The sequence below is a fragment of the Paenarthrobacter sp. Y-19 genome (assembly GCF_029223985.1).
In the GTDB taxonomy this organism is placed as follows: Bacteria; Actinomycetota; Actinomycetes; order Actinomycetales; family Micrococcaceae; genus Arthrobacter; species Arthrobacter nicotinovorans.
The window spans coordinates 285722-311616 of sequence record NZ_CP119414.1 but is presented as its reverse complement, the minus strand read 5'-3'; the positions used below and the strand labels follow the sequence as shown (position 1 = coordinate 311616).

At 63.6% G+C, this 25895-nt stretch carries 26 protein-coding genes; 18 read left to right on the top strand and 8 right to left on the bottom strand.

All coding sequences use genetic code 11. From position 1 onward, the window contains the following. Nucleotides 1-186: 186 nt before the first annotated feature. A complete protein-coding gene (locus tag PYR64_RS01520) occupies nucleotides 187-1110 on the bottom strand; it encodes an ATP-grasp domain-containing protein (protein ID WP_275777883.1) in 924 nt (307 codons plus the stop codon). An 11-nt stretch (nucleotides 1111-1121) separates the two neighbouring features. Next, nucleotides 1122-2669 (bottom strand): sigma-70 family RNA polymerase sigma factor, encoded by a 1548-nt coding sequence (locus PYR64_RS01515; RefSeq protein WP_193590868.1) that lies wholly within the window; start codon nucleotides 2667-2669, stop codon nucleotides 1122-1124. Nucleotides 2670-2818: 149 nt separating this feature from the next. Here PYR64_RS01515 and PYR64_RS01510 point away from each other — a divergent pair, with 149 nt between their 5' ends. Both PYR64_RS01510 and PYR64_RS01505 read left to right on the top strand, forming a co-directional pair. After that, nucleotides 2819-3592 (top strand): hypothetical protein, encoded by a 774-nt coding sequence (locus PYR64_RS01510; RefSeq protein WP_275777880.1) that lies wholly within the window; start codon nucleotides 2819-2821, stop codon nucleotides 3590-3592. 233 nt (nucleotides 3593-3825) lie between these two features. Continuing rightward, nucleotides 3826-4653 (top strand): DUF1684 domain-containing protein, encoded by an 828-nt coding sequence (locus PYR64_RS01505; RefSeq protein ID WP_275777878.1) that lies wholly within the window; start codon nucleotides 3826-3828, stop codon nucleotides 4651-4653. Between the two features lie 23 nt (nucleotides 4654-4676). Here PYR64_RS01505 and PYR64_RS01500 read toward each other — a convergent pair whose 3' ends face one another. Continuing rightward, the gene (locus tag PYR64_RS01500) at nucleotides 4677-5951 is read right to left on the bottom strand and encodes an acyl-CoA dehydrogenase family protein (RefSeq protein ID WP_275777877.1); all 1275 of its coding nucleotides are present in this window, start codon (nucleotides 5949-5951) and stop codon (nucleotides 4677-4679) included. Further along, nucleotides 5948-6739: an SDR family NAD(P)-dependent oxidoreductase gene (locus PYR64_RS01495; protein WP_018778012.1), complete on the bottom strand. Its 792-nt coding sequence runs from the start codon at nucleotides 6737-6739 to the stop codon at nucleotides 5948-5950. Before PYR64_RS01495 ends, PYR64_RS01500 begins: the two co-directional genes overlap by 4 nt. 92 nt (nucleotides 6740-6831) lie before the next feature. Here PYR64_RS01495 and PYR64_RS01490 point away from each other — a divergent pair, with 92 nt between their 5' ends. Further along, nucleotides 6832-7998 (top strand): glycoside hydrolase family 76 protein, encoded by a 1167-nt coding sequence (locus PYR64_RS01490; protein WP_275777876.1) that lies wholly within the window; start codon nucleotides 6832-6834, stop codon nucleotides 7996-7998. Here the strand turns inward: PYR64_RS01490 and PYR64_RS01485 are convergent. Next, on the bottom strand, nucleotides 7995-8609 hold the full coding sequence (locus tag PYR64_RS01485; protein WP_275777875.1) for a YdeI/OmpD-associated family protein: 615 nt from the start codon (nucleotides 8607-8609) through the stop codon (nucleotides 7995-7997). The two genes, PYR64_RS01490 and PYR64_RS01485, sit on opposite strands and share 4 nt — an antisense overlap. Nucleotides 8610-8693: 84 nt before the next feature. Here PYR64_RS01485 and PYR64_RS01480 point away from each other — a divergent pair, with 84 nt between their 5' ends. From PYR64_RS01480 to PYR64_RS01455, 6 genes are all read left to right on the top strand, one after another. Continuing rightward, nucleotides 8694-9407 (top strand): hypothetical protein, encoded by a 714-nt coding sequence (locus PYR64_RS01480; protein ID WP_275777874.1) that lies wholly within the window; start codon nucleotides 8694-8696, stop codon nucleotides 9405-9407. A gap of 78 nt (nucleotides 9408-9485) precedes the next feature. Further along, nucleotides 9486-10025: an NUDIX hydrolase family protein gene (locus PYR64_RS01475; RefSeq protein WP_018778016.1), complete on the top strand. Its 540-nt coding sequence runs from the start codon at nucleotides 9486-9488 to the stop codon at nucleotides 10023-10025. Nucleotides 10026-10098: 73 nt separating this feature from the next. Next, nucleotides 10099-11118, top strand: coding sequence for a DUF6707 family protein (locus PYR64_RS01470; RefSeq protein ID WP_275777873.1), 1020 nt, complete (start codon nucleotides 10099-10101; stop codon nucleotides 11116-11118). Nucleotides 11119-11179: 61 nt separating this feature from the next. After that, nucleotides 11180-11890, top strand: a complete 711-nt coding sequence (locus tag PYR64_RS01465) for an SRPBCC domain-containing protein (protein ID WP_275777872.1) — start codon at nucleotides 11180-11182, stop codon at nucleotides 11888-11890. A gap of 47 nt (nucleotides 11891-11937) precedes the next feature. Further along, entirely contained in the window at nucleotides 11938-13248 is a 1311-nt protein-coding gene (gene tgt / locus PYR64_RS01460; RefSeq protein WP_039239673.1) for a tRNA guanosine(34) transglycosylase Tgt, read from the top strand. A 234-nt stretch (nucleotides 13249-13482) separates the two neighbouring features. Beyond that, nucleotides 13483-14412 (top strand): type IV toxin-antitoxin system AbiEi family antitoxin domain-containing protein, encoded by a 930-nt coding sequence (locus tag PYR64_RS01455; protein WP_275777871.1) that lies wholly within the window; start codon nucleotides 13483-13485, stop codon nucleotides 14410-14412. Nucleotides 14413-14556: 144 nt separating this feature from the next. On the opposite strand, the gene PYR64_RS01450 is transcribed toward PYR64_RS01455, so the two are convergent. After that, on the bottom strand, nucleotides 14557-15261 hold the full coding sequence (locus PYR64_RS01450) for a queuosine precursor transporter (RefSeq protein WP_018778021.1): 705 nt from the start codon (nucleotides 15259-15261) through the stop codon (nucleotides 14557-14559). Between the two features lie 252 nt (nucleotides 15262-15513). Between PYR64_RS01450 and PYR64_RS01445 the strand changes: the two genes are divergently transcribed. The 8 genes from PYR64_RS01445 to PYR64_RS01410 all read left to right on the top strand — a co-directional run bounded on the left by PYR64_RS01445 (nucleotide 15514) and on the right by PYR64_RS01410 (nucleotide 23532). Continuing rightward, complete coding sequence (locus PYR64_RS01445; RefSeq protein ID WP_018778022.1) at nucleotides 15514-16176, top strand: TetR family transcriptional regulator; 663 nt, start codon at nucleotides 15514-15516, stop codon at nucleotides 16174-16176. Further along, on the top strand, nucleotides 16173-17090 hold the full coding sequence (locus PYR64_RS01440; protein WP_275777870.1) for a TIGR01777 family oxidoreductase: 918 nt from the start codon (nucleotides 16173-16175) through the stop codon (nucleotides 17088-17090). Before PYR64_RS01445 ends, PYR64_RS01440 begins: the two co-directional genes overlap by 4 nt. A 108-nt stretch (nucleotides 17091-17198) precedes the next feature. Beyond that, nucleotides 17199-17666 carry a hypothetical protein gene (locus PYR64_RS01435; RefSeq protein ID WP_110504954.1) on the top strand — a complete coding sequence of 156 codons (468 nt, stop codon included), beginning with the start codon at nucleotides 17199-17201 and terminating at the stop codon, nucleotides 17664-17666. Nucleotides 17667-18048: 382 nt separating this feature from the next. Then, on the top strand, nucleotides 18049-19446 hold the full coding sequence (locus tag PYR64_RS01430) for an MFS transporter (protein WP_018778025.1): 1398 nt from the start codon (nucleotides 18049-18051) through the stop codon (nucleotides 19444-19446). 161 nt (nucleotides 19447-19607) lie between these two features. Continuing rightward, on the top strand, nucleotides 19608-20270 hold the full coding sequence (locus tag PYR64_RS01425; RefSeq protein ID WP_018778026.1) for a response regulator transcription factor: 663 nt from the start codon (nucleotides 19608-19610) through the stop codon (nucleotides 20268-20270). Next, nucleotides 20267-21682 carry a HAMP domain-containing sensor histidine kinase gene (locus PYR64_RS01420; RefSeq protein WP_275777869.1) on the top strand — a complete coding sequence of 472 codons (1416 nt, stop codon included), beginning with the start codon at nucleotides 20267-20269 and terminating at the stop codon, nucleotides 21680-21682. The genes PYR64_RS01425 and PYR64_RS01420 overlap by 4 nt, the downstream gene beginning before the upstream one ends. A 28-nt stretch (nucleotides 21683-21710) precedes the next feature. Then, nucleotides 21711-22652, top strand: a complete 942-nt coding sequence (locus PYR64_RS01415) for a TAXI family TRAP transporter solute-binding subunit (protein WP_275777868.1) — start codon at nucleotides 21711-21713, stop codon at nucleotides 22650-22652. A gap of 43 nt (nucleotides 22653-22695) precedes the next feature. After that, complete coding sequence (locus tag PYR64_RS01410) at nucleotides 22696-23532, top strand: hydroxymethylpyrimidine/phosphomethylpyrimidine kinase (RefSeq protein ID WP_275777867.1); 837 nt, start codon at nucleotides 22696-22698, stop codon at nucleotides 23530-23532. A gap of 107 nt (nucleotides 23533-23639) precedes the next feature. Here the strand turns inward: PYR64_RS01410 and PYR64_RS01405 are convergent, their stop codons facing one another. Continuing rightward, nucleotides 23640-24569 carry a cytochrome b/b6 domain-containing protein gene (locus PYR64_RS01405; RefSeq protein WP_275777866.1) on the bottom strand — a complete coding sequence of 310 codons (930 nt, stop codon included), beginning with the start codon at nucleotides 24567-24569 and terminating at the stop codon, nucleotides 23640-23642. 302 nt (nucleotides 24570-24871) lie between these two features. Between PYR64_RS01405 and PYR64_RS01400 the strand changes: the two genes are divergently transcribed. Continuing rightward, complete coding sequence (locus PYR64_RS01400) at nucleotides 24872-25486, top strand: TetR/AcrR family transcriptional regulator (RefSeq protein WP_055976915.1); 615 nt, start codon at nucleotides 24872-24874, stop codon at nucleotides 25484-25486. Nucleotides 25487-25496: 10 nt separating this feature from the next. Here the strand turns inward: PYR64_RS01400 and PYR64_RS01395 are convergent, their stop codons facing one another. After that, the gene (locus PYR64_RS01395) at nucleotides 25497-25745 is read right to left on the bottom strand and encodes a hypothetical protein (protein WP_275777865.1); all 249 of its coding nucleotides are present in this window, start codon (nucleotides 25743-25745) and stop codon (nucleotides 25497-25499) included. Nucleotides 25746-25895 lie beyond the last annotated feature (150 nt).

The window sequence follows — 25895 nt, the reverse complement described above, 5'->3', positions numbered from 1 at the left end:
GCCGGATTACTGTTGTTTCCTACGGGATCTTACCCGGCCCCGACCCCAGCAAAGAATGCGTCTCAAAATTTGGCACGGGCTTCTACTCCCGTCCGTAACGCACTATGGCCGGGCTCCGCGACGACCATCGGGTCCCAACCCGGTTGGTTCGAGCTCGTTCCAGCCAGCCTGCCGGACTGCAATCAGTCACACGGCTCCCCGGAGCATCTGCCCGGCCGCGTACTGCCTCATGGCGTGCTCCAGGAGCTCGGGCGCGTAGGCACTGTTGGCACCAAAGCGGGCATTGACTTCCAAAACCACAGGGCGCCCGTCGGGCATTCGACGGATGTCGATGGCAGCGGCGCCCGTGAGCCCCAGCGCCTCAGTCGCTGCCGCTGCCGTCCTGGCCACGTCCGGTGCCATCGACGCTTCCAGTCTCTTGAGCGGGACCACGTTGTCCGAACGCCCGCGGGTGAGCTTGGATTTCTCCAGGACCACCACAAGGGTGTCGTGGTCATGGCCTGCTCCATCTCGGTGAACCATTGACGCGTATCCGGTTCCGGAGGCACAGCGTTGAACAAGCCAGGAGTCATCCAGGGAACGCCAAAACCGTTCGGCGTTCCGGCCGCCGTCGCTGTGTCTTTTCAACACCCGCGCCTCCCGGCCACCACGCGAAACCCTTGGCTTCACCACCAGGCATCCGCCCATCCTGGCCATGGCCTCGTTAACGGAGCTGAAGTCCCCCGGCAACCCGAAATCGGGAACACCCACCCCCGCGGTGGCAAGGCATCCCATCGTCAGGTATTTGTCGTTGGCGATGGACATCGGAGCCGGATCGGCGATCAGCACCTCCACCCCTGGCGCGAAGCCTTTCCGGGCAACCGAGGCGGTGAGCAGCTCCGCATTCACCGTAGGGATGACCAACTCGATCCCGTGGGCCGCCACGAGTCCGCGCAGCTCCCACAAATACGCCGGTGCGTCGACTGGCGAAACCACCGCCAAAGCATCTGCCGCCGAAGCGTGGACCCGCCGCATGTCAACGCCCAAAACCCAGTGTCCTTGGTCCCGCAACTGACGGGACAAAGAAAGCCCGGCTGCACCGCCAACGCCTGTTACCAATACCCGCACCATCGCAACTCCCCTCAGTACTCGCAGGCAAAGTTGGCCGGCGTGAGCCCCGTGCCGCTGAGGGAGTACCTGAGCACTCCGCCGGTATTGGGCACTTTGGGGGCGGACTCCAGATGGAAGTGGAGGTCGCTCCTCTGGACTGAATCCGTTACACAGGAGACAGCATTGGAACTTGCTGCCGAACACGACCAACCATCAGGAGCCGCAACGGACCTGGCTTGGATCAGGTCACCGTTTTCCAGCGCAATGACGACTTTGCCGTTACCCAGGGGTTGTGTGCCTGATGCGGTGAAAGCGATATCCCAGCTTGAAACGCTGGAAGTCTTCGCGCCGTTCCGATCCGTCGTAGTGACCCATTTCGCTGAACCGCCGACAACGGCCAGCGACGTCGAAGGCGGCTTGGGCGCGGTGGCGGCGGACGGCGTCGGCACCGGAGCAGGCGTCGCCACCGGTTCAGGGGAAGTGACGGGTACCGGTTGCTCTTCCACGGGAGCAGGGGCAGGTGTGGGCGCGGTAGTGGGTGTAGGTGGGAGCGGGGGTGTGAAGGGCCATGGACTGGGATCCACATGCACAGCGCCGGTTTCAAGGGCCCGGGGCTCCAATGAAGCATCGGGCGAAATGAGGTCGACGATTCCCACGGCACCGAGCACCAATCCAACGGCGGCAGCAGTGGAGAGTGCCATGACCGCCGGCTGCGCAAGCGCAGGCACGGCAAGGAAACCCTTGACCGGCAGAATCCCGCCCAGCATCCCAAGTCCGGCACCTTTCCCCACCCATGCTGCAAGCGGGATGCCCGTGATCAAGGGCAGAAGGACGGCACGCATGGTTCCTTGGACATCGTTCAGCTCGGCGAGGGCTGCCGTGCATTTTGCACAGCCGCGCAAGTGTCCGCGGACTTTGGCCTCGGCACCGCTGGAGAGGCCGCCGCGAATGAAGTAGCCGAGCTTCGTGACAAACTCCGCGCAGGCGCCCTCGGCTTTTTCGTCAAGGTGGAACTGCAGGTACTGTCTCCGCAGACCTTCACGGGCTCGTACGGCCAAAGCGGAAACGGCGTTGGCAGACACTCCCAGTATTGGCGCAACAGCCGCCGGTTTCATGCGTTCAACGTCCAGGTACCACAGGACTGCCTGCCACCGTTCCGGCAATGAGCGAAACGCCCGGGCCACCGTGCTCGACTCGAAAGCCTGGACGGCGGCATCGGGCTCGGCCATGGTCTGGTCCAGCACCGAATCATCCCCGCTGGGAACAACCCTGCTGCTTTTACGATTCTGCTGATGCGACAACCGGGTCACCGTGGACAACAGATATGCCCGGAAGAATGTGTCCGGGCCTTTGCCGGCCACCAGGCTCTGAAGAACTGACTGGAAGGCCTCGGCCACGACATCTTCAGCATCGCTCGGATTATCCACATTGCGCTTGGCAACGGTGGAGGCAATGGCTACGTGGCGCTCATACAGGTGGTTAAAGGCCGACATATCCCCGCTGCGGACCAGCTCAATCAGATGTCCATCGTCGTTGACTCCGCGGTTTGATTTGTTGCTCGAGCGTGACCGCCGTGCCATCTAAGCGCCCCCAAAACGTAATGAACCCTGCCCATACATATGAAGTGGGGGTCGCCCGGAAGTCGTGACGCGAATTTGTCCACAATGTTTACCAACGATCTCTTGGAGCTGTTTCGTCACGAAACGCCCGAAAAGTGCACTGCTCGAATATGACATCGTTCCGCACAAAATCACTGGGCGAATGCACCTTTGCGCGGCACCTTCTGCTGCGCAGATGGCAGAGCACCAGCTATCAGGCCGGCTGGCGTTTCCGCTCGGATTGGTTTCAGCCGGAGGTCCGCTCCGTGGTGACTTCCCTCGCCACAAGCGCGGCGGTTCCGGCAACCTCAGCCAAATCCCTGGGCGCCGCCAGGGCGAGGAACGGCGTGAGCATCGGCGAGACCATGACGGATTTCAGGGCACTTTTTACTGCAGCCAAACAATCCTTGGACATCGATGCCCTCCAATCATTGGCAGAAGGCTGGGCGGAAGTTGCTGAGACGGCCCCGCCCATTTCCTGCACCGACGTGTACACGGGCCTGGCCAGCAAAGCCCATTTTCAGCGACGCATCCATGAAGTGTCCGGGATCGCCACTGAATGTCAGGGTGCACACGCACTGGCCGTCATCTCGGTTCCCGGCCCGCAGGAAACCCGCAGTCATTGCTGGACGTTGCTGGCCCTCATAGGGGAGGTCGTCAAGGCGCAACTGGGTGGAACAGGCGCCACAGCCATGTACTTGGACTCCGCCGTCCATGTTCTCTTTCCGCTCAGTGAAGGCAACCTCGCCCGGGTGATGAAATGCAGAACAGCCATGGAGGAGGTCGGTGACGGCGCCCTCACGCCGTCGCGCATCAAGTTCTATCCACTGGCAGGAGGGACGGCGGCAGTATCAACAGCCGTCCCCTCCAAAGCCCCGGTGGTCTCTTTCTTCGAATCGAACTAAGACCCGGGTTCCATCGCGTCATGAAATGCGCGGTACGGCCACTCACCCTCTGATGGATCGTTCCCGGGCTCTCCGGGGATCGACCATCAAACGCGGCTCGCGCTGGCATGGGTTGGGGGCCAGCGCGAGCCGTTCCAACGCCATGTGCCGGAGACAGGAATTCGGGGAATGCCGCAGCCCGGTGCATGGTTGAGGAAAGTGCACCAACGCACCACCGCCAGCCAAGGAGAGCCATGAGTTCATCTGCCACAGCAACCGACCCGCGGATCGCCCGATGGGAGCGGTTCCGTGAGGGCCGTAACTCAGCGCTTGCCACAGGGCATGGCTGGCTGACCCTGACCTCCTTCCAGTGGCTGGCCGAAGAACCGTCCGAGGTCGAGCTCGCGCCCGGGCTCTGGTCCACTGACGGAACAACAGCATTCCTGACTGCCAGCGCCGCAGACGGCCTCACATTGGTGGCCAGCGGTGACAAGGTGGACGGCACCATCAGCGCGGTCTTGGAAGACGAAGAATCCCTGATGTGGGTCCAGTACGGAGGCGCAGACGGCAAGCAGGTAGTGGTTGAACTGGCCATGCGTGCCGACAAGTACGCCATCCGGACCCGGGATGACGCATCTCCGGTCCTGACAGAGTTCACGGGCGTGCCGACCTACGACTACAACCCTGACTGGGTGGTCACTGGCCGCTTCGAGCCGTATGAAGAACCCCGGGACGTCCCCATCGGAACGGCCAACCCCCTGGTGGACGGCGTACACCGTTCCGTGGGCGAGGTTGTTTTCCATGTCCCCGGCATCGGGCACGGGATCCGGCTCCATGCCGAGGCGGAGAAGCTCGGCGCGCTCAACGTCACGTTCCACGATGAAACCAATGGCGACACAACGGACGAGTGGCGCAAGGTCTTCATTCCCCGGCCCCGGCCTGACGGCTCGGTGGTGATCGATTTCAACCGTGCCATCAACTACCCCAGCGCCTTCACTCCATACGGCACCTGCCCCATGCCCGTCCGGGGAAATTCGATCGATGTCCGGGTGGAGGCCGGTGAGAAGGTCCCCCAGGCCTAGTCAGCCCCGGCTCCGGCCTGGGCCTAGGCGATAGCGGAAACGCCCGTCACGGCGCGGCCTACGATCAGCGAGTTGATCTCATAGGAGCCTTCGTAGGTGTAGATTGCCTCGGCGTCAGCGAAGATCTTGGCCATCCGGTAATCGGTGACGATCCCGTTCCCGCCCAGGATGGAACGGCCCCGCGCCACGGTTTCGCGCATCCGCGCACTGCAGTAGGCCTTCGCGAGCGCCACTTGGGCCATATCCGCACCACCGTGCCGGAGACCCTGCGCGTCAGTGAAGATATCCTCCTGCAGTTGGGCTATGCGGACCATCATCCCCATGCTGGCCACCGCGTTACCGAGCATTTCCACCAGGTGCTGCTGGATGAGCTGGAACCTGGCCAGCGGCTTTCCAAACTGCAAGCGCTCGACGGCGTACTGCCGGGCGACGTCGAAAGCGGCCAACTGCTGGCCTACCGCCTGCCAGGCGACCATGATGCGGGAGCCGCGCAGAAGGTGGTTGGTGTCGGCAAAGCTGCTGATGCCTGAGAACCTGTCTGCCTCGGCCACTTCCACGTCCCTGAAGACGATGTCGGCGTTCTGCACGGTCCGGAGTGCGATTTTGTTCTCGATCCGGCTCCTGGTGATGCCGGGCAACGAAGCGTCCACGATGAATGCCCGCACGGCTCCGTCGGCTGCGTCCTTGGCCCATACCAACATGTAATCGCAGAACGTCCCGTTGCCGATCCAGCGCTTGGCGCCGTTGAGCACCCAGTAGTCGCCGCCGTCGGACGCTGGGCGTGCCACGCGGCGGGCCGTGGTTTCCATGCCACCGGCGACGTCGGAACCGTGGTCCGGTTCGGTGAGCGCAAAGGCGCCTGTGGTGCGGAGGTTCGAGGCGTCGTCGAGGTAGCGGTCCTGCTGGGAGTCGCTGCCGAAGTCGTACAGGGACTCGACGAAGAGATCGTGGTGGACCATGAAGAAGGTGGCGATCGAGGTGTCGACGCGCGTCATCTCCGCGATGACCAGGCCGGCGAAAAGATGGGTATACCCCCGCTGGGCCGGCGCGCTGAGCCGCAGCGCGGCGAGTTTCGGCAGGATATGCTCCGGAAATTCCGCTTTCTCCCACCATTGCCCGGCATACGGCGCGATCTCGGAGGCGAGAAACGCCCGGAGTTCGTTGAGTTTCCGCTGTTCCTGGACGCTCAGGAGCGACTCGAAGTCGAAGAAGTCCGCTGTGGGAAGATCCGCTGCTGACGCCTGTGAGCCACCTGAGGATCCCGCCGTTACCGGTGTGCCGCTGTAGTCGCCCATCATTTGATGCCCATCCGGATGGCCCCATCCAGGCGGATGGTTTCACCGTTCAACATGGCGTTTTCCACGATGTGCGCGGCCAGGTTGGCGTATTCGGCAGCCCGGCCCAGGCGTGCGGGGTGCGGGACCTGCTGGCCCAGCGAGTCCTGGGCCGCTTGGGGAAGTCCGGCCATCATGGGTGTTTCAAAGATGCCCGGGGCAATGGTGTCCACCCGGATCAGCGAGCGCGCCAGCTCGCGCGCCAGTGGCAGCGTCATGGCAGCCACCGCTCCCTTGGAGGCGGCGTAGGCGGGCTGGCCGATCTGGCCTTCGAAGGCCGCCACGGATGCGGTGTTGATGATGACGCCGCGTTCGGGACCGCCCAGCCCGGTGGTCACCGGTTCTGTTTCCACCATGGCAGCAGCTGCCAGCCGGATCACGTTGAACGTGCCGATGAGGTTTATTTGGATCACTTTGTTGAAGGTCTCCAGGGGCAGGACGCCGTCCCGGCCGAGGACCTTTCCCGGCGTTGCGATACCGGCGCAGTTGACCACGATGCGCAGCGGCCCCAGTGATGTCGCCGCGTCCACGGCGGCCTGGACCTGGGCCTCGTTGGTGACGTCCGCAGGAGCGAAGACCGCCTTGCCTCCGCTGCTCCCGGCGTTGAGTTCCGCCGCGTAGGCCTCGCCTGCGGACTGGGGCAGGTCCACCAGAACCACTGATGCTCCGGCGTCGAACAGGCGTTTTGCGGTGGCAGCGCCCAAACCTGAAGCTCCTCCAGTGACCAGTGCCACCGTGCCGTTGATGTCCATCCATCCTCCTTGATGCAGAACCCAAATCCGTTAATGCATGTTAACTGGAATTGTGAGCCAGTGCACACCCGGTCCCCGGATAGGCTGTTCCCATGCCCGTGCACGATGCCCTCGACAACCAACCGCTTCCCACCCCGGATGATGCCGATTGGGCCGGCCGCGCCGACCAGGCAGCCCGTTCCGTGACCCGCAGCTTCGGGCGGCGGCTGCTCTTCCTGCCCGGCACGCACATCGGCGCCATCAGGATCCCGGGGAACACGCTCCGCAGCCTGCTGGGCCCCTGGCACTACTGGTGGCAGGCACATTATGTGGATTGCCTGGTGGACACGGGTCGCCGGGAGCTCGCCAGGAAAACAAGGTTCGACGGCGGGTCCCGCCCGAGCGCCGGAAGGCTCGCTTCCCGGCTGGTCACCACTATCCGGCTTAGGAACCTGTTCAGGTTCGAGAACCACTACTACGACGACATGGCATGGCTCGCCCTCTCAACGCTCAGGCTCGAAAGGCTCGCGGAGGAGACCCGGAAGCCGGGGCGCCGACGCAACGCTTACGTCCAAAAACGGTTGACGCTGCAGTTCGATTCTGCGTCCACTGATGACCTGGGCGGCGGGACGTTCTGGAGTACCAAGAGGGACTTCAAGAACACTCCTGCTACCGCACCCGTGGCCCTGTATTTCGCCCGGACCGGCCGCCGCGAGCGGGCACAGGCCCTGGTGGGCTGGCTCAATTCCAGGCTGCTTCATCCCGAACGCGGCGTTTATCAGGACGGGATCCGGATCAGGAACGGTGAACCCGTCCTGGAGGAAGCCGTGTACACCTACAACCAAGGCCCGGTTCTTGGGGCGCTCCTGGAACTCGGCGGCCCGGACAACCTTGAACGGGCAGCGCACCTGGTTGCGGCCGTTGACCGGGAGTTGACGGTTCCCGGCACCCGGGTGATCCGAGGCGATGGAACCGGCGACGGCGGCCTGTTCACCGGGATCCTGGTCCGCTACCTCGCTTTGGCGGGACGGGACGAACGGCTTCCCCTGGAGGCGCGCACGGTTGCCCGCGAACTGGTCCTCGCCACCGCCGGGGCCTTTTGGACAGGCCGCCGTGAAGCACCGGAGCTGGTGCGCGGCACGCCGACAGGACACACTCCGTTGCTCTTCTCCCCCAACCCCCTGAGTCCGGCGACCGAGACCTATCCGGCGGGTGCCGGCGTCGAACTTTCCACCCAACTGCAGGCCTGGATGACTTTCGAGGCCGCCGCCACGCTTTAGCCGGCGGGTTTCGGGGGTGTGGCGGGCTGTTTCTTTTGCGGATAAGGCGTTTCGTGGCGGGACAGCATGTCCACGAACCCGGCGATTTTGCGCGCCCGGGTATCGGCCCGTTTGACGAGGTTGGTGCGGTGGATCAGGGCGAAGCGGTTCTGGGACGTGAGGACGTCGAACATGGCCTGCGCCTCAGGAACAGCGGCGATGGCAGCGGCGAGGTCGTCCGGAACCACGGAGTCGGCAGGGCCGGCGTAGGCAGCTTCCCAGCGTCCGTCGGCTTTCGCGGCGCCGACGGCGGCGCGGCCGGCGTCTGTCATCCTGCCCTCGGCTTCGAGCCGGGCAATATGGCCCACGTTCCGCGCGGACCAGATGCTGCGACGACCCCGCGGGGTCATGCGCTGGAAGTAGCTCTCGGCGTCCCGGCTCCGGGACTGCCCGTCGATCCAACCGAAACACAGGGCCTCGTCCAGGGCGGCGTCGTAGTCCAGTTCCGTGACGTTGCCGCCCTTTTTGTGCAGGATCAACCACACGCCAGGGCTCTCTGCTGCGTGTTCAGCCAGCCAGGCGCGCCAGGCTGTGCCGTCTTTGACCACCAATTCCTCAAGCTCAATGGGCATGGTCCCATTCTGCTGGTGAAAAGGCAGGACCGGATACGGCCACGCGGAATAGGCTTGGAATGAAACCCGGAACCTGGAGGACCAATGTTGCGCGCACGCCCCATCCATTACACGTCCCGTCCGGAACAGTGGTCCGTACTCATGCGGGCCCTGGGTTTGGTGGTGACCGTCGAGGACGGTGACTGGTTGGAGTTCGACGCCGGTTCCGGGCGCGTCGCCCTGGGGCGTGTGGAGCACGGACACCCCCTGGATGGCAGCACGGTCTTCAGCGTCGAGGCAGGAGACCTGGATGAGTTCGCGCGGCGTACCGACGACGACGGCACGCAAGCCGAAGTCCACCATGGCCCCGACGGGCCTGCCGTCCGGATCTCGTCGGACGACGGATTCGAGTTCTTCGCCTTCCCGGCCACGCGTGCCGCTGATGGCTCCTGGGCCACGTCCGCCGACGCTGATCCCGCCCTCACTGTCGTGGCGACCTGGGTCAGCCCGCTGGTGGCCCTGGCCGCCGTCGACCTCCGGAACATCGGCGCACGCCCACGCGCCGACGACGACGAATCGGCCTCCTTCACCACAAAGAACGGCGGCGTCCTGCGGGTTATCCACGGCGCGGACAGCACCAACGGCGACCTCGCGTTCGAATACGACGGCGATCTGGAACCCTTGCTGGGACGGCTGAAGGCAGCGGACATCGAGGCGAGGATCAGCGAGGACGTCCTGTACGTGGCCAATCCGGATGCCGTGGGCGGTTCCGCGCCGGCGTCGATTGTGGTGGAGAAGGCCCCCGGCTCCCATCCGTAATACAGCCGAGAGCGTAACGGCCCCGGCAACCGGAATGCCTCCACGGAACTTCGGCCGGGGATGCGGTAGAACTTAACCATGAGCGTACGTACACCGGACCCGTATCCAGGCTGGCTTTCTGATGAGGACCTCTTCGAAGCCCGCGGCCGCCTCCCCATGGTCTACGTGGAGGCCGTCCCCGTCCGGCTGGATCCGCTCGGATACGTAAACGAGGTTGGCACGCTCCTGCAGGGCGACGCCGATGGCAACATGGTGCGCTACCTCGTCTCCGGCCGCGTCCTTTACCGCGAAACCATCCGCGCGGCGCTTCTACGGCACATGGAAAAGGACCTCGGCCCCCTGGCCTTCCCCCAGCTGCCCATCAGCCCCGTTCCCTTCACGGTGGCCGAATACTTCCCGGCGCCGTCCCAGACAGGCTTCACGGACGACCGCCAGCACGCGGTTTCCCTCGCCTATGTCATTCCGGTGACCGGAGAATGCGATCCGCGCCAGGACGCCCTGGAACTGACCTGGATGACGCCCCAGGAAGTGCTGAGCGAGAACGTCCAGCAGGAATTCGACGGCGGCCGGGGCAACCTCGTGCGGCAGGCTTTGGCATTCTCGGGCGTGATCCTCTAGCGGGTCCCGGCCCCGGCAGCAGCGCGTCTTTGTAGACTGGACGGCGGACCCCAAGAGAACCAAAGGACTTCCGATGACTCACAGCCCAGCCACACAGCAGTACAGAGAGAAGCAGGCTGGGGACCTGCGGCCCGGGGACTTTGTGTTCCCGCCCGGTGACGGGCCGGCCCAGGAAATCATCAGTATCGACGTCGAGAACGATGACTACGGCGTTGCCGCTTTGCTGCGCCTGGCAATGGACGACGGCGGCACGGTGCGGATCGCTGTCGCGTCCAGTGTTCCTGTGGGTGACGGGGCTCCGGCCGGCTCAGGCGCGGACGCCGGCGACGCTGGCACGGCCGACTCGCCCGGGCCCGACTCCGGCACCACGGACTCCAGCACCTCCTCCGAAGCCGACGCCGATGCTCCCGCCGGACCCGCCGTCGTCGTGCCTCCACGCCCGGAAACGCCGCCCGCCTACACCGGACCGAGTGCTGAAGAACTCGCGCTCATTCCCGAACCCGAAGGAACCCCGGAAGCTGTGGTGAGCGCCGCCGCGGCCAACCACAAGGGCAAAAACGGCGTGCAAGTGCTCGCAGACCGGCTCGCGAAGGGCATCAACACCAAATCCGGTAGCTGCCTCCGGGACCTCAGCAACCTCGCATTCGATCTGTGCATTGTGCTGCGGGATCCGGACCACGCTTTGGAGGTCGCGGATCTGCTGAACGTTCTGCCGTTCGATGGAAACCTGGACCGGTGGGCGTCGATCGAGCGTGCTTTGGCGTTGTCCAGTTTCATCTGCCGCGAGGCCGGCCAGCCTGAACGCGCCGCCGTCTACGAGAAGCTGCTCCGGGCACCGGAGTCCCAGGAAGAGGACCCGTTCAAGGCCCGGATCAACGCCAGGGTGCGGCAGCGCTCGCTCAACGAACCCAACCTTTATGACAAGGAAATCTTCCGCGCGATCGACAACGGCAACCACGAAGCCGAACGCGAATGGCGCTTCCTGCGCCTCGAAGCGCTGATGTTCCTGCGCGCCCACGGCGGGTCCAAGACCATTGGCGAGGACGAGCTGGCCCGAAGGATCGCAAACGAACTGGAATCGGTCCGCGCCTAAGCCGTTTTCCGGGAAATTCAAGACCTGTTATGTGGGCGCCAACGGCGGTAGATTCGGGGCCATGACGAACAATCTGAGCGTTGTGGTTAATGCCGATGCGCAGCAGGTTTGGACCATGCTGCGCGAACCGTCGTTGGTTGCCCAATGGCACGGTTGGGAAGCCGACGATCTCGCCGACGAAATCAAGCAAATCTACTTCAACACGGACGTTGTGGAAGGACCCGATCACACCAGCCTCACCGTCAACGGCGGGGACATCTTTGAACTGCACCCCGTCTCCGGCGGCACGGAAGTAAGAATCACCAGGGTCGCCCTGGACCACGATTCCGAGTGGGCTGACTGGGACGAGGACATCACGCAGGGCTGGCTCACTTTCCTGCACCAGCTGCGCTTCGCCCTGGAACGGCACCCGCACGGGCACCGGCGGACGCATTTCGTCTCGCTGCCGGGCAAAGGCGGCCCCGCGATCGAGAAGCTGGGGCTCGGAGATTTGCCGCCCGTTGGGGAGGAGTACTCGCTCACTCTCGCGACGGGTGAGAAGATCTCCGGCAAGGTCTGGTTCAAGAGCCGGCACCAGGTTGGCCTCACCGTCCACAGCTACGCCGAGCACGGGGATGGGCTTTTGATCGTCGCCGAGCAGCTGCCAATTCCGGAGAAAAGGCCCGACGGCGGCTCCATGGTGATTGCCTCCACGTACGATCTGGGGGCCCACACCTTGGCGGACATCCGGTCGTCGTGGGACAACTGGAAAGCTGAAAACTACGGGTCGTAGCCTTACCCGGGCAGGTTACCCACGGTAAAGCTGGCACACTTGGTAGCGTGCCAGCTTCAGTTCCTGCTCCTGCTTCTTCCCCTGCGCTGCCCGGTTTGTCCGACCGGCAATCCGAGTTCTCCTTCTCGGTGGGCACGCGCCTGACTGAGACGTGCTCGCCGTCGGACGCTCAAGTGGACGCCAACGGCGGCGCCTTCCTGGGCCGCACCGGGACCATCACCACGCCGCACGGGACCATCCAGACGCCCGCGTTCATCGCCGTCGGGACCAAAGCCACCGTCAAAGCGGTGCTGCCTGAGTCCATCGCCGAGCTCGGCGCCCAGGCCGTCCTTGCCAACGCCTACCACCTGTACCTGCAGCCCGGCCCCGAAATCCTCGACGCCGCCGGCGGGCTGGGCGCGTTCATGAACTGGTCCGGGCCCACCTTCACCGACTCCGGCGGATTCCAGGTGATGAGCCTGGGTTCGGGGTTCAAGAAGGTCATCGACATGAAGAACGTGGATTCTTCCGGCCCCGATGACGCCGTGGCTCCCGGCAAGGAGCGGCTGGCGCACATTGACGATGACGGCGTCTGGTTCAAGTCGCACCTGAACGGGGACCGGCACCGCTTCTCCCCCGAGATCTCCATGCAGGTCCAGCACCAGATCGGCGCGGACATCATGTTCGCCTTTGACGAGCTCACCACGCTGCAAAATTCGCGGGCGTACCAGGAAGAGTCACTGGAGCGGACCCGTTTGTGGGCGCTGCGGTGTTTGGAAGAGCACGCTTCACTGACCGCGTCCCGCGTGGGCAAGCCGTACCAGGCACTGTTCGGCGTGATCCAGGGCGCCCAGTATGAGGACCTTCGCCGCAAGGCTTGCCAGGACCTCGGTGCCATGCCCTTCGACGGCTACGGAATCGGCGGTGCGCTGGAGAAGGAGAACCTGGGCACGATCGTCCGCTGGTGCAACGAGGAACTTCCCGAGGACAAGCCGCGGCATCTGCTGGGCATCTCCGAGCCGGACGACATCTTTACGGCCATCGAGAACGGCGCCGACACGTTCGACTGCGTCTCCCCCACCCGCGTGGCCCGGAACTCCGCGTTCTACACTCCGTTCGGGCGCTTCAACTTGTCGGGAGCCCGCTACAAGACGGACTTCGGCCCCCTGCAGGACGGCTGTGACTGCTACACGTGCGTGAATTACTCCCGCGCGTACATCCACCACCTGTTCAAGGCCAAGGAAATGATCTCGGCAACGCTGATCTCCATCCACAACGAGCGGTTCGTGGTGAAGATGGTGGACGATGCCCGCCTTGCCATCGAATCCGGGGACTTCTTTGAGTTCAAGGCCGAGACGCTGGGGCGCTACTACTCGTAGGCCGGGGTTGCGCTCGCTCCCGGCCCGACGCCCGCTGGCGCGCTCCCGCTGGCGCGCCCGCCCCGAGATCGCGGGTCCGGCGCCAAATCGCTAGTCCGGTTCCAAATCGCTGGAGCTGAGCCGCGACCTCGCACAGCTCCCGCGTCGTCGGCATGACTACAGCGATCTCAAGCATTTTCCACATAGCGGCAGCAGGGGCTGTCTTGGGGCGGACGCGCAGCCAAGGCTGGTTACATGAGCCAGAAACTTATGCCGACCCTCCCCCAGCTGGGAACACTGTGGCGCACACAGCAACTCAACGAACTGGGACTTGGTTCACGCGCAATCGCCGGATTGGTCCGGAAGGGTGAGCTTCTCCGTGTACGCCGGGGATGCTACGTCCGAAAGGCGGCGTGGGACAAACAGCCCGTCGATGCCCGCGGTAAACAACTGATTCACGCGCATGCTCACGGAACTCTCGTCACGTCCAAAGGGGACTTCGTCTACAGCCATACTTCCGCGGCCCGCCTGCACGGCTTGTTCCTATGGAACGTGGACCAGCTGATCCATGTCATTCTTCCCACCAACCCCTCCAGCGGCCGGCTTGGCAAGGATGTCCGCGGCCACAGGCTGCGGTTGCCGGCCTCCCAGATCGTCACCGTGGAGTACCTACCCGTAACGGACCTGGAACGAACGGTGGTGGACTGTGCCATGACCCTGAGCTACCCGCAGGCCCTGATCATCATGGATCATGCGCTTCGGCTCGGAGCCGACAGGCTTCTCATGATGGCGTGCGCCGGTGCCTCAACGGGACGCCGAGGAGTCACGACCCTGCGGAGATGCTTGGCCAATGCTGACCCCGCCTCCGAATCCGCAGGTGAGACGCTGTGCCGTGATCTCCTCCAGCGGCTCAAGTTGCCGATGCCCGAGTCGCAGGTAGAGGTGCAAAGCCGGATCGGCAGCTACCGGATGGACTTTGCGTGGAAGAAGGAGAAGGTTGCCCTGGAGTTCGACGGAGAGGTGAAGTACTTCAAGTACGCCCGTACGGATCGGGTGATCTTCGAGGAACGACGCCGGGAGAAAGCACTCGTCGAGGACGGCTGGTTCTTTATCCGGGTGGAGTGGCGGGACCTGTTTCAGGAGCAGGAGTTCAAAGCGGGCGTCCTGAAAGCCCTCCGTCGGTGAGCTCAACGCCGGCCGCGAGGACCGCCGTCGTGCTGGTTCGCGAGATCGCCTGGACTGCGCGGGAAGCGGGATCTGTGCGAGATCGCCGCTCGTGTCCGGCGATCTCGCACAGATCCCGCTTCCCGCAGCGCTGTTCCGGCGAACTCAGCTAACTCCGTAGCTCGGCTCGCGCTTCTTGATCCAGCCGACAACCAGCACGGTGACCGGCACGAACAGGAACTCCACGGCGGTCTTGTAGACGAAGCCCACCAGGACGTAGTTGACGAACGAGCCGGCGTCGGTGATGCCGATGACCGACGCCGCGATGCTGCAGAAAATCAGAGTGTCCACGAACTCGCCCACCACCGAGGAGCCCATGAGGCGTGCCCACAGGCTCTTCTCACCCGTGCGTGCCTTCATCTTCACAAGGATCCACGAGTTGATGGTCTGGCCGGCCAGGAAGGCAAGCAGCGACGCGAGCACGATCTGCGGCACGGGGCCGAGTGCGCCCTCGATGGCGGCCTGCTTGGCGGTTCCGTAGTCGTCGTTGAAGCCGGGAAGGATGATGATCACCCAGTAGCAGAGGGATGCGAACACCGAGAGGGCAAAGGAAGTGATGATGGCCTTGCGAGCCACTTTGAAGCCGTAGACCTCGCTCATGACATCGCCCAGGATGTAGGCCAGCGGGAACAGAAAGAACCCGCCATCGGTGATGATCGGTCCGAGCACCACACCCTTCGAGGCGCCGATATTGGACAGGATCAGCACCACGGCCATGACGGCAAGCATGATGCCGAAGTACGGTGATCCGATCGAGGCGAAGCGGGGTGCAGGCTTGCTCAGCGTGCTGGAGCCGGAGGGCGAGGGCATGGGTCATCCATTTCGTAGTGGTTCGCGCAGGCATCCTGTTCCGAGGAGCCCCGCTGTATTAGCACTGGGGTGGTGGGGCATGCAGCCGGCACCTCCACCATTCTCCCACCCCCTACAACCAAACCCTCCCTCACACCCCACCCCCTTCAACCAAACCCTCCCTCACACCCCACCCCCTCCTCTTTTGAACACGTTCAATAATGTGCCATACTCATTTCTGAACACGTTCAAAATTTCCGTCAGGAGCACCGCATGGCCGCGAAAAGTGAGCAGACCCGCCAACTGGTGGCCGACGTCGCGCTGAAAATGTTCCGCGAGGTCGGCTTTGAAAAAACCACCATGCGCGCCATCGCCCAGGAAGCCGGGGTGTCGGTCGGCAATGCTTACTACTACTTCGCATCCAAGGATGAACTGGTCCAAGAGCTATACATCCAGGTACAGGATGAGCATGCAGTTGCCGCAGCGCAGGCACTCGAAAATGTCCAAGACCTCGCGGGCCGGCTCAAGGCGGTCCTCCACACCGGAATCGATGTCATGGCGCCGTATCACCAATTCGGTTCCGACTTCATCTCAACGGCCATCCGGCCGACGTCGCCTGTCAACCCGTTCGGCGAGGCGTCCACCGCCGCCCGCGACGCTTCGCTCGCGATCTTCCGTTCCGCCGTCGAGGGCTCCTCCCCCGCGGTCGCTAAGAAACTGCGCGCCGATCTGCCCGAACTGCTATGGCTGGCATACATGGGCGTCGCGTTGTTCTGGGTTTACGACAAATCCGCGGGCCAACGCCGCACGCGAAAACTGATCGACGGTGCGGCACCGCTGGTGGCTCGTGGATTGTCGCTCGCGAAAATTCCCGGAGTGAGCAAGGTGTTTGACGACGTCCTGGGACTCGTGCGTAGTGTGAAGGAGGACTCGTGATGACCCGGACCGTGGTGATCGCGGGCGCGAGCGGCTTCATCGGCAGCTACTTCCGACGGCGGTTTGCTGATGCCGGATGGCAGGTGCGGACGGTTGGACGCGGCCCTTCGTCTGACGCGCAATGGAACGACGACGGCGCCATCACCAAGGCGCTGGACGGCACGGAACTGCTGGTGAACCTCGCCGGACGATCCGTGAACTGCCGCTATGACGAGCGCCACCGTCAGGAAATCCTGGACTCCAGGGTTCTGACCACACGGGCCTTGGGCCGGGCCGTTGCTGCATGTGACGAGCCGCCCAGGACATGGATCAACTCAAGTACCGGCACCATTTATCGGCATGCCGAGGACCGTCCGCAGTCAGAGATCGCAGGCGAACTGGGCAGCGGGTTTTCCGTGGACGTTGCCCGGGCATGGGAAGACGAGTTGGCGTCGGCTGTTGTGCCGGAGACCCGGAAGATTCCGCTCAGGATTGCGATCGTGCTGGGTCCCGGCGGCGGGGTCATGACTCCTTTCCGGAACCTTGCGCGGCTGGGTTTGGGTGGGCACATGGGGCCCGGAACGCAGAAGTTCAGCTGGATCCATGTGGAGGACCTGTTCCGGACAGTGTTGTTTCTCCACGCCAGGCCTGAACTGAGCGGCCCGGTCAATGCAGCATCGCCCTACACCGTGGACAATCGGGAGCTGATGGCACTGGTTCGGCGGAGCCTTGGTATTGCGTTTGGCGTCCCGACGCCGTCGTGGCTGCTCGAGGCTGGCTCTGTTCTCATTCGGACCCAGACCGAGCTGGTGCTGAAGAGCCGGTGGGTGGAGCCCCGGAAACTGCTCGACGCGGGGTTCGCATTTGAATACCCATCGTTGGCCGGTGCGCTCAACGAGATCGCCACAGGGCGCCCCAAACCCTCACTCACGTAACCACCCCATCCGCCCAACCCTCACTCACGTAACCACCCCATCCGCCCAACCCTCACTCACCAAACCGCCCCATCCGCCCAACCCTTACTCACCAAACCGGGAGCAACTATGAACGATGACAGTTGGGCGGACGAGTCCGAGTACGGACTGGTGGCGCCTGGGTCGCGGAATAGCTGGCGATACGGATCGAAAGACCGGGTAGTGATCGGAGGCGGAGGCCTCGCTGTCGGCGTCGCGGTGGCGCATCTGACTTTCTGCCTGTTGCTTGCAGTCCAGTCACCGGGGGGCTGGGCCCTCGTCTTCTTCATTTACAGCCTGATTCCAGTGTGGGCTATCGGTGTTTCCGCGGGATCTCTGCTCGGCCTCGTCCTGCGACGCATCACCAACCAATGGATCCACGTGGCGGTCTTTTTCCTCGCCCCGTTGCTCGTCTGCGCGCCATTCGGCGGGCTCTCCCCGAACGGCGCGATCTTCTTTTCAATGTCCATAGCCAGTGCAGCTGGCTTCGGACGGCTCGCAATCTGGAAGCTCGTTCGCATCAATAGGCCCCTCCCGATCATGGACGGATGGATGTGAGCAAGCGTCCCCACCAAACCCCCGGGATGTGAGCAAGCGTCCCCACCAAACCCCCGGGATGTGAGCAAGCGTCCCCACCAAACCCCCGGGATGTGAGCAAGCGTCCCCACCAAACCCTAGGGATGTGAGCAAGCGTCGGTTGTACCCGGAACGGGCCACTTCACCTCACCCCGAAACCTAAGGAAGTGTTAGGAAATCCCCTCCCACGTTGGTTGTGCCGTGCATCACCCATAGTTTGGAATACGTCCTCTTCACCCCAAGAGGGCCTTTCTTAGTCGACGAAGAGCCATGCGCAAGGACGCCATGAGCACGAGCTTCATGGACAGAACGAACTCATGCAAGACACGGCTGCCGCATGCGCAGCCGCCAGGAAGGTTCATTGATGAGCACCCAACAAGCTGCACCTCTGAGCGAAGCCGCCCAGACACGCAAGGCAGTGAGCAACATCCTCAAAGGCTCCGCGGGCAACCTCGTGGAGTGGTTCGACGTATACGTTTACACCGCTTTTGCGGCGTATTTCCAGTCGCACTTCTTCAACTCCTCGGACGATCTCCAAGCCGGCCTTGAAGCGATGGCCGTGTTCTCGACGTCGTTCCTCATGCGCCCGATCGGTAGCTGGTTCTTTGGTCGCTACGCCGACCGCAAGGGCCGTAAAGCCGCGCTTACACTCAGTGTGACCATGATGTCCGCCGGCTCGTTCGCCATTGCGATCATGCCGACCCAGGACGTCATCGGTCTGTGGGCCATGATCCTCCTGGTCTTCATCCGCATGGTCCAAGGCTTCTCGGTGGGCGGCGAGTACGGAACCAGCGCCACCTACATGTCCGAGGCTGCTACGGCCAAACGCCGCGGCTTCTTCTCCAGCTTTCAGTACGTGACGCTGATTGGCGGCCAGATGCTGGCACTCCTGGTGCTCGTGATCCTGCAGAACACCATGAGCAAGGAAGACCTGACCGCGTGGGGTTGGAGGATTCCGTTCGCGATCGGCGGCGTGGCCGCGCTGGTAGTGCTCTGGCTGCGACGCTCCATGGAGGAGACACTCTCTGCCGATCAGCTGCGTGCTGCGCACGTCAAGGTTGAAGGCGAAGCCCAGCCGGGAACCATGAAGCTCCTGTTCACCAAGCACTGGAAGCCGCTGCTGATCTGCATCGGCATCACACTCGGCGGCACCGTTGCCTTCTACACGTACACCAACTTCATCCTGAAGTTCATGAACGATACGTCCGGAATAGCCAAGACCGATACCTCCGTGATCAACTTCTGGGCGCTGTTCATCTTCATGCTGCTCCAGCCCGTCTACGGCATGCTTTCGGACAAGATCGGCCGGAAGCCGCTGCTGATCTGGTTCGGTGTGACGGGTGTTCTGTTCACGTGGCCTTTGCTCTCGGCGCTGGCCGGGACCAAGGATCCGTTCGTGGCATTCCTGCTGATGTTCGGCGGCCTGTTGATGGTGGGAGGCTACACGTCCATCAATGCCTTGGTGAAGGCCGAACTCTTCCCGGCATCCATCCGTGCGCTCGGTGTGGGCCTCGGCTACGCGATCGCCAACTCGCTGTTCGGCGGTACGGTTCCGCTGATTGGTGCAGCTTTGCAGAAGTCGGACCAGGTGGACCTGTTCTTCACCTACGTCACGGCGGCCATCTTCATCTCGCTGCTGGTGTACATCTTCGCCCTGAAGAACAAGAAGCCGACGCACTTGGATGCGGAGCAGGGCCACGCGTTCAAGGCCCGGGCCACTGCAGACGACGACGGCGACAAGAAGGATCGCGTCAACGCCTGACTTGGCTGCCTCTTGGGGCCCGTTCTGCACTCTTTGGATACTCCGAAGGGCGCAGAGCGGGCCTCACAACGTTAAGCTCTAGTAGCGAACCCAACCAACGAACCCGACCAGCGAAACCCCACCAGCGATCCCCGCTCAGCGAACCCCCGAAGGACTACACCGTGCATGTGCTCATCGTCGAGGATGACGACGCCATGGCCTCAGCCTTGAGCGCCGCCGTCGCCTCTGCCGGGCACAAGCACACCCGGGTTTCCCGCGGCGAGGACGCGCTCCTGGCCCACCGTCAGCACGAGGTCATCCTGCTCGATCTGGGCTTGCCGGACCTTGATGGCCTGGACGTCCTCAGGAAACTCCGCCAGGTCACGCAGATCCCCATCCTGATCCTGACGGCCCGCGATGACGAGCGGAGCGTGGTCCTTGGCCTTCGCTCGGGCGCCGACGATTATCTGGTGAAGCCCGTGAAACTCGTGGAATTGCTCGCCAGGATCGAGGCGGTGACGCGCCGGACCAACCGCGGCGGCCAGGCAGCACCACACACTATCGCCCTCGGTGAGCTGGAGGTGGACCTCGACCGCCGTGTGGCGTCGGTCGGAGGCAAGCAACTGGCCCTCACCGCCACGGAGTTCGACCTCCTGGGCCTGCTGGTCAGGCATGCGGGCTCAGTGGTCACCCGGGAACAAATCCTGGACGCCCTCTGGGGCGACGCGTTTCTTGCGCACTCCCGGTCGTTGGACGTGCACCTGACCGGTCTCAGGTCCAAGCTCCAGCTGCCCGGCTTCATCATCAATGTCCGGGGCGTCGGCTACCGCGTCGAGCAGCCGTGAAACTCCGGGTCCTGGGCATCCTCAGCCTGCTGGTGGTGGTGATTGTGGTGACGGTGTCCAGCGTGATCCTGACGTCGGCCAGCCGGGAGCTCACGCAAGAGCTGCAGATCAACAGGGTCGCTGCCCTCAACCGCTTCGCCCAGCTGGCCAGTGACGCCCTGGAGGACAATAACACCACTCAACTGCAGCGTGAAATGGACCGCTACGCCGAGCTTTACGGCGAAGGAATACTGATCCACATGCAAGGCCAGAGCATCCATTCCGGCGGCCTTCGCGACGATCAACCGGAGGTCATGGACGCGCTCGGCAGGGCAAGCCTGAACCTGAGCGACACAACGCTCAGTCCAATCCGCGCCTTCGGGACGGGCAACGAGATCATCTCAAGGTCCTTCGGCACGGCCAGCCAGGTTCTCGGTGAAGTTGTCATGGAGGTGAACCTCGACGCCGCCCGCCAGAAGCTACGGGAGCGGTGGCTCGTCGTCGTCGTTGCCGCCGTGGCGCTTGGCGCGCTGCTCCTGCTGGCCGCTGCCCGTATCACCGGCTGGGTTTTGCGCCCGGTCCAGCGCCTCAGCAAAGCCGTCCACGAGCTCGAAACCACCGGCGCGACCACCCAACTGCCTGAAGCCGGGCCGCCTGAGCTGCGCGAACTCAGCCGCTCCTTCACCACCATGGCCCAGGCCGTGAGCGAGAGCATGGAGTCGCAGCGGCGGCTCATCGCCGACACCTCGCACCAGCTCCGCAATCCGGTGGGGGCGTTGCGGTTGCGGATCGATCTGCTGCAGGTCGCCTTGCGATCGGAACCGGAAAAGGCCGCCGCTTCGGGCGTCGTCGCTGAACTTGAGCGCGTGGAGGAAATGCTCGACGGCGTGCTGAAGCTGGCCACCGCGGAACATCGCGCCTCTGCCGGGGCTGCCCGCGGGGATCAGGAAACGGGACACCAGCGCCTGACGGTCATCGACCCTTTTCCTGTCCTGCAAGGTGAGGCGGAACGGGCCACGCCCTCTGCCCTTCAGGCAGGTGCCACGATCACGCTTCTCGAGCCTGTCCGGCCCATCACCATCGCCTGCAATCCGGAAGAACTTGCGCATATGGTGGGCGAGCTTCTGGCCAATGCCGTCAAATACGCCCCAGGTTCCCACATCACGGTGGCGACCGAACCCACCCCGGGTGGCACCGCCGTCGTGGTTTCCGACGACGGTCCCGGCCTCCCCGCCGATCAGCTTGCCGCGTCAACCACCCGGTTCTGGCGGGCGCCGCAGCACAGCAAGATCCCGGGCAATGGCCTGGGCATGACCATTGTGGAACGGTTGGCCGAGGCGAACGGAGCAAGGTTGGTGCTGGAACCCCGCGTGCCGCACGGGCTGACGGCGCGCCTCGAGTTTGTGCACCCGCAGGGCGGTTCCGATGCCTGAAAGCCGCACAGTGACGCGAAGGAATGCCATGAGGGCAGCTGTGTCGTTCGGCCTGCTGGCGTCAACGGTTGGCTGCTCCGCGGAGGAACGGCCGCAGGAACTCACGGTGGCCGGTGGCGAATCGGGCGGCTTCTACCTTGAGTTCGCCACCCTCCTTGCGGACCTGCTGCAACGGGAACGGATCGCCGACAAGGCGCGGGCACTGACCACCGGCGGGAGCCTTGAGAACATCCAGCGGGTGCTGTCCGGCGAGGCGACCTTCGCCGTCGCCCTCGCCGATGCGGCAGCCCAACCCGCCGCGAACAGCCACAGCGAAGGACGTCTGATGGCTTTGGGGAAGGTCTATCAGAACTACGTGCACTGCATTGTGCGGGAGGACAGTTCGATCCGGTCCTTCGCGGATCTCGCCGGCAAGACCGCGGGGGTGGGCGAAGTCGGTTCGGGGACCACCCTCACCGCCGGAAGGATCATCGCCGCAGCGGGGCTGGCACCGCAGTCCGCCACGCCGGACCGGTCCTTGAAACAGGTCAATCTTGGCTTGAACCAGGCGATCGCGGCCCTTGCCGATGGTTCGATCGACGTCATGATCCAGTCCGGAGGGGTCCCGACGGCGCCGATCGCCGCGGCTGCGCAGGACCTTCGCGTGCGGCTTCTTGATCTCTCCGAACTGATTCCGGCAACGCGAGCACAGTCAGGCTTCTTCTACGACCGGGTCCTCATCCCTGCCAACAGTTACGGGGACGCGCCCGCCGTCTGGACGGTGGGGGTCGCCAACCTTCTCCTGTGCCGGAGCGATCTTGCCGACCACGTTGTCCGGCAGACCGTCGAACTTTTGGTGGAGCAGGCCCAGGACCTGGTTCCCAAGTCCAGCGCAGGGGTCCAGTTCCTCAGTCCCGAAACGCTGATCAACACTGCCGGGGTGCCGCTGCATCCGGCCGCTGAGGCCGCTTACCGGGCGTTGCACGGCTAGCCCCGTTTAGGAGTCAAACCGGAGCAACTGCCAAAATGAAGTCATGACTTCTGCCGTTGCCCCTGCCATTGCCCTGACCATCGCCGGCTCCGAAGCGACCGGTGGCGCCGGCGCCCAGGCCGACCTCAAGACCTTCCAGGAACTCGGAGTGTTCGGCATCGCGAACCTCACGTGCATCGTTTCCTTCAACCCGAAGGACAACTGGAACCACCGCTTCGTGCCGGTGGACCAGCAGGTCATCGCGGACCAGCTGGAAGCCACGACGGCGGCATACGGCGCCGCTTCCGGCGCACCGTCGGTTCTGAATACCGTGAAGATCGGCATGCTTGGAAGCCCGGCAACCATCAGCACGGTGGAGAAGGCTTTGACGGACGGCTCGTTCAAACACGTGGTGCTGGATCCGGTGTTGATCTGCAAGGGCCAGGAACCGGGCCACGCGCTGGACACCGACCAGGCTTTGAAGGCACAAATCCTGCCGCTGGCTACCTTCGTGACGCCGAACCATTTTGAAGCCGAGTCGCTGTCCGGGCTCACCATCACGGACGAAGAATCGCTGAAGGCTGCTGCCATCCGCATCCACGAAATCAGCGGCGCGGCAGTCCTCGCCAAAGGCGGGGTGCGGCTGGAAGGCCCGGACGCCGTCGACGTCTACTACGACGGCGACACGCTGGAAGTCCTGCGGGCCCCGAAGGTGGGCGAGGTTGCCGTGTCGGGCGCCGGTTGCTCGCTTGCCGCTGCTGTGACCGCGGAGTTGGCAAAGGGCGCAACCCCGGTGGAAGCAGCCCGTACGGCCAAGGCTTTCGTGACGGCGGGTATCAAGAACCGTGTGGCCTCGGGGGCGCCGTTTGATGCCCTGTGGCAGGGCGGCGCGCTGAGCTAGCGCCTCCTGCGTGCGAGAGGCTGGCACCCGCGTACGAAAGCCGAGCGCCTGCGCGCGAAAGAGCCGCCCTGGAAAGCCTTCCGGGGCGGCTCTTCTTTTGCAGGCGCTTAGCGCGAGACTTTGCCCATGAGCGAGGCAATAGGTCGCAGGAACAGTGGCCTGGCAAGGAACCAAGCGGCCGCCGTGAACACGATCGATGCTGCGAAGATGGCGAATCCCCACCAGCTGTAATCGTTGTTCGAGGCGTACATGTGGTTGAGGTTGTTCAACGCACCGGTGGCCAGCACCAGGGTTACGTGGACGATGACGAAGGCTACGAAGTAGATCATCACCGGGAAGTGGATCTTGCGGGCCAGTTCGATCGGGTAGAACTTGTTGATCGCGGCTTTCTTGGGCCATGCCCCAGACATCCGGATACCCGTGATGATGGCCAGCGGGGCGGCGATAAAGACGGTGATGAAGTACGTCAGCAGCTGGAGGCTGTTGTAGTTGTTCCAACCGTTTTCCACCGGCCAGTTCAGGGAGGCGTACTGCAGGCCGGCCGAGACGGCGTTCGGGAAGACGTCCCAGTTGGTGGGAACAATCCTCAACCATTGGCCGGTGGCGAAGAGGAGCACGATGAAGATGATGCCGTTCAAAACCCAGAGGGCGTCCAGCGTCAGGTGGAACCAAAGGTCCAAACTGATTTTGGCGGGTGGGTTCTTTGTCTTGATGAGGCCCTTGTTGTTCCGGGTCCAGTACGCCGGCGGGCGAGTGGTGGTGCGCACCTGCCAGCCAGAACGGATGATCAAAACGATGAAGAACATATTGAGGAAGTGCTGCCAGCCAAGCCAGGCCGGGAACCCCGTGGGCGTGCCTTCGGGGATTGCGGAATGGCCGGGGTAGTCCGTCAGGAACTGCTGGACCGGCTGAAGGGTCCGAAGCCATTGCGCAACGAGCACGAGGATCAGTGCCACCACCAAAGCTCCTGCGGTGACGACGACGGGCTTGAACCACCTGTTCGACGTGATCCCGGACGACTTGCTTGAAACGGACATCAGGCCGCGTTCCTCTCTGGCTTGGTTGGCTGCGACCAGTTGGCGCTATATAGCGATTCAACCAGTTGCAGCCCGACGGTGAAAACGGCACCCGGGTTTCGGGGCGTCCGACGTCAAAAATCGCAGCATTCGGATACATGCCGCAATATGTATTTCTAGAACAGACTTCCAGAATTATTTCCTTCCAATCGCTGGTCCGTCAAGGTTCGCTGTTCGCTATGTGGATTATTCCGGGGGTAGGATTCCAGAAAATAGGCAGCAGACACACCGGTCTTCGTTCTGACTGAGGGAGGAGCCCCACCATGGTCCGCAAGACCTCCGAAGTTGCCAGCAACGCGGGCTCCTGGCAGTGGACCCGGACGGCGGCTACGCAGCGCACCTTGCTGGACGCGGCGGCCGGGGTATTCGTGGAACATGGATTCACCAATGCCAGCATCTCGGACATTGTTTCCCGCGCAGGATCGAGCGTAGGCAGCCTCTACCACCACTTCGGCGGCAAGACCGAGCTGTTCCTTGCCCTGTGGAACGACTACCAGAATGAACATGAGCGACTGGTGGCTTCCGCAGTGGCCAAGGCACGCAAGGCAGGCGAGACAGACCCGCTGGCACTGTTCAACGTGGGCAGCCGCAGCTACTTCGACTACACCTGGAAGCACCGGGAACTGGAGAGGGTGTTCATTGAGGGCGACACTCCCCCGGGCTTCGAGGTTTTGCGGCGCGAGCGCGGACGCGAATGGGTCCGGCAGAACTCGGTCCTGCTTGGCGCCAGCGACGACACCCTCGGTCGATTGACGGTAGCGGTGATCACGGACATCGTGACTGTTTCGGGGCAGGAAGTGGCGTTGAGTACCTCAAAGCGTGAGGCGGACGAGGTTGTGGGTGCGGCGGCCGAGCTGGTGGGCCGCTTGGTCCGCTGAGGCTCGGCCCTTAGTTGCCGTGAACGGCTTCCTCGGCAGCTCGCCTCGACCTGGTGATGGCCAATCCGGCGACGCTACCTGCGGCGGCGAGGAAGAAGACCAGAACCAGCAGCGGTCCCGTCATCCCCGGGTAGAGCGGGCTACCACCCGTCAGGAAAATCGAGGCCAACAAACCCACCATCGACAGGCCGAATACGAGCGCCAGTGCTCTCTGCAGGCGGCTTTGCCTCATCAACGGTGACTCGCTTGTAGTGGCCATAAGTGGAGTCTATCCGGCTTCTCCACGGGGTAGCTGCTCTGGGGGTAGTCGATGTCGCTGTACAGCGACAGAGGGAGGTTTCTCCATGGATTCCTCACCCGGCAGCCAACTGGAGTGCAGTGCGAGTAGACAAGCAGTCGCTTCGATGAG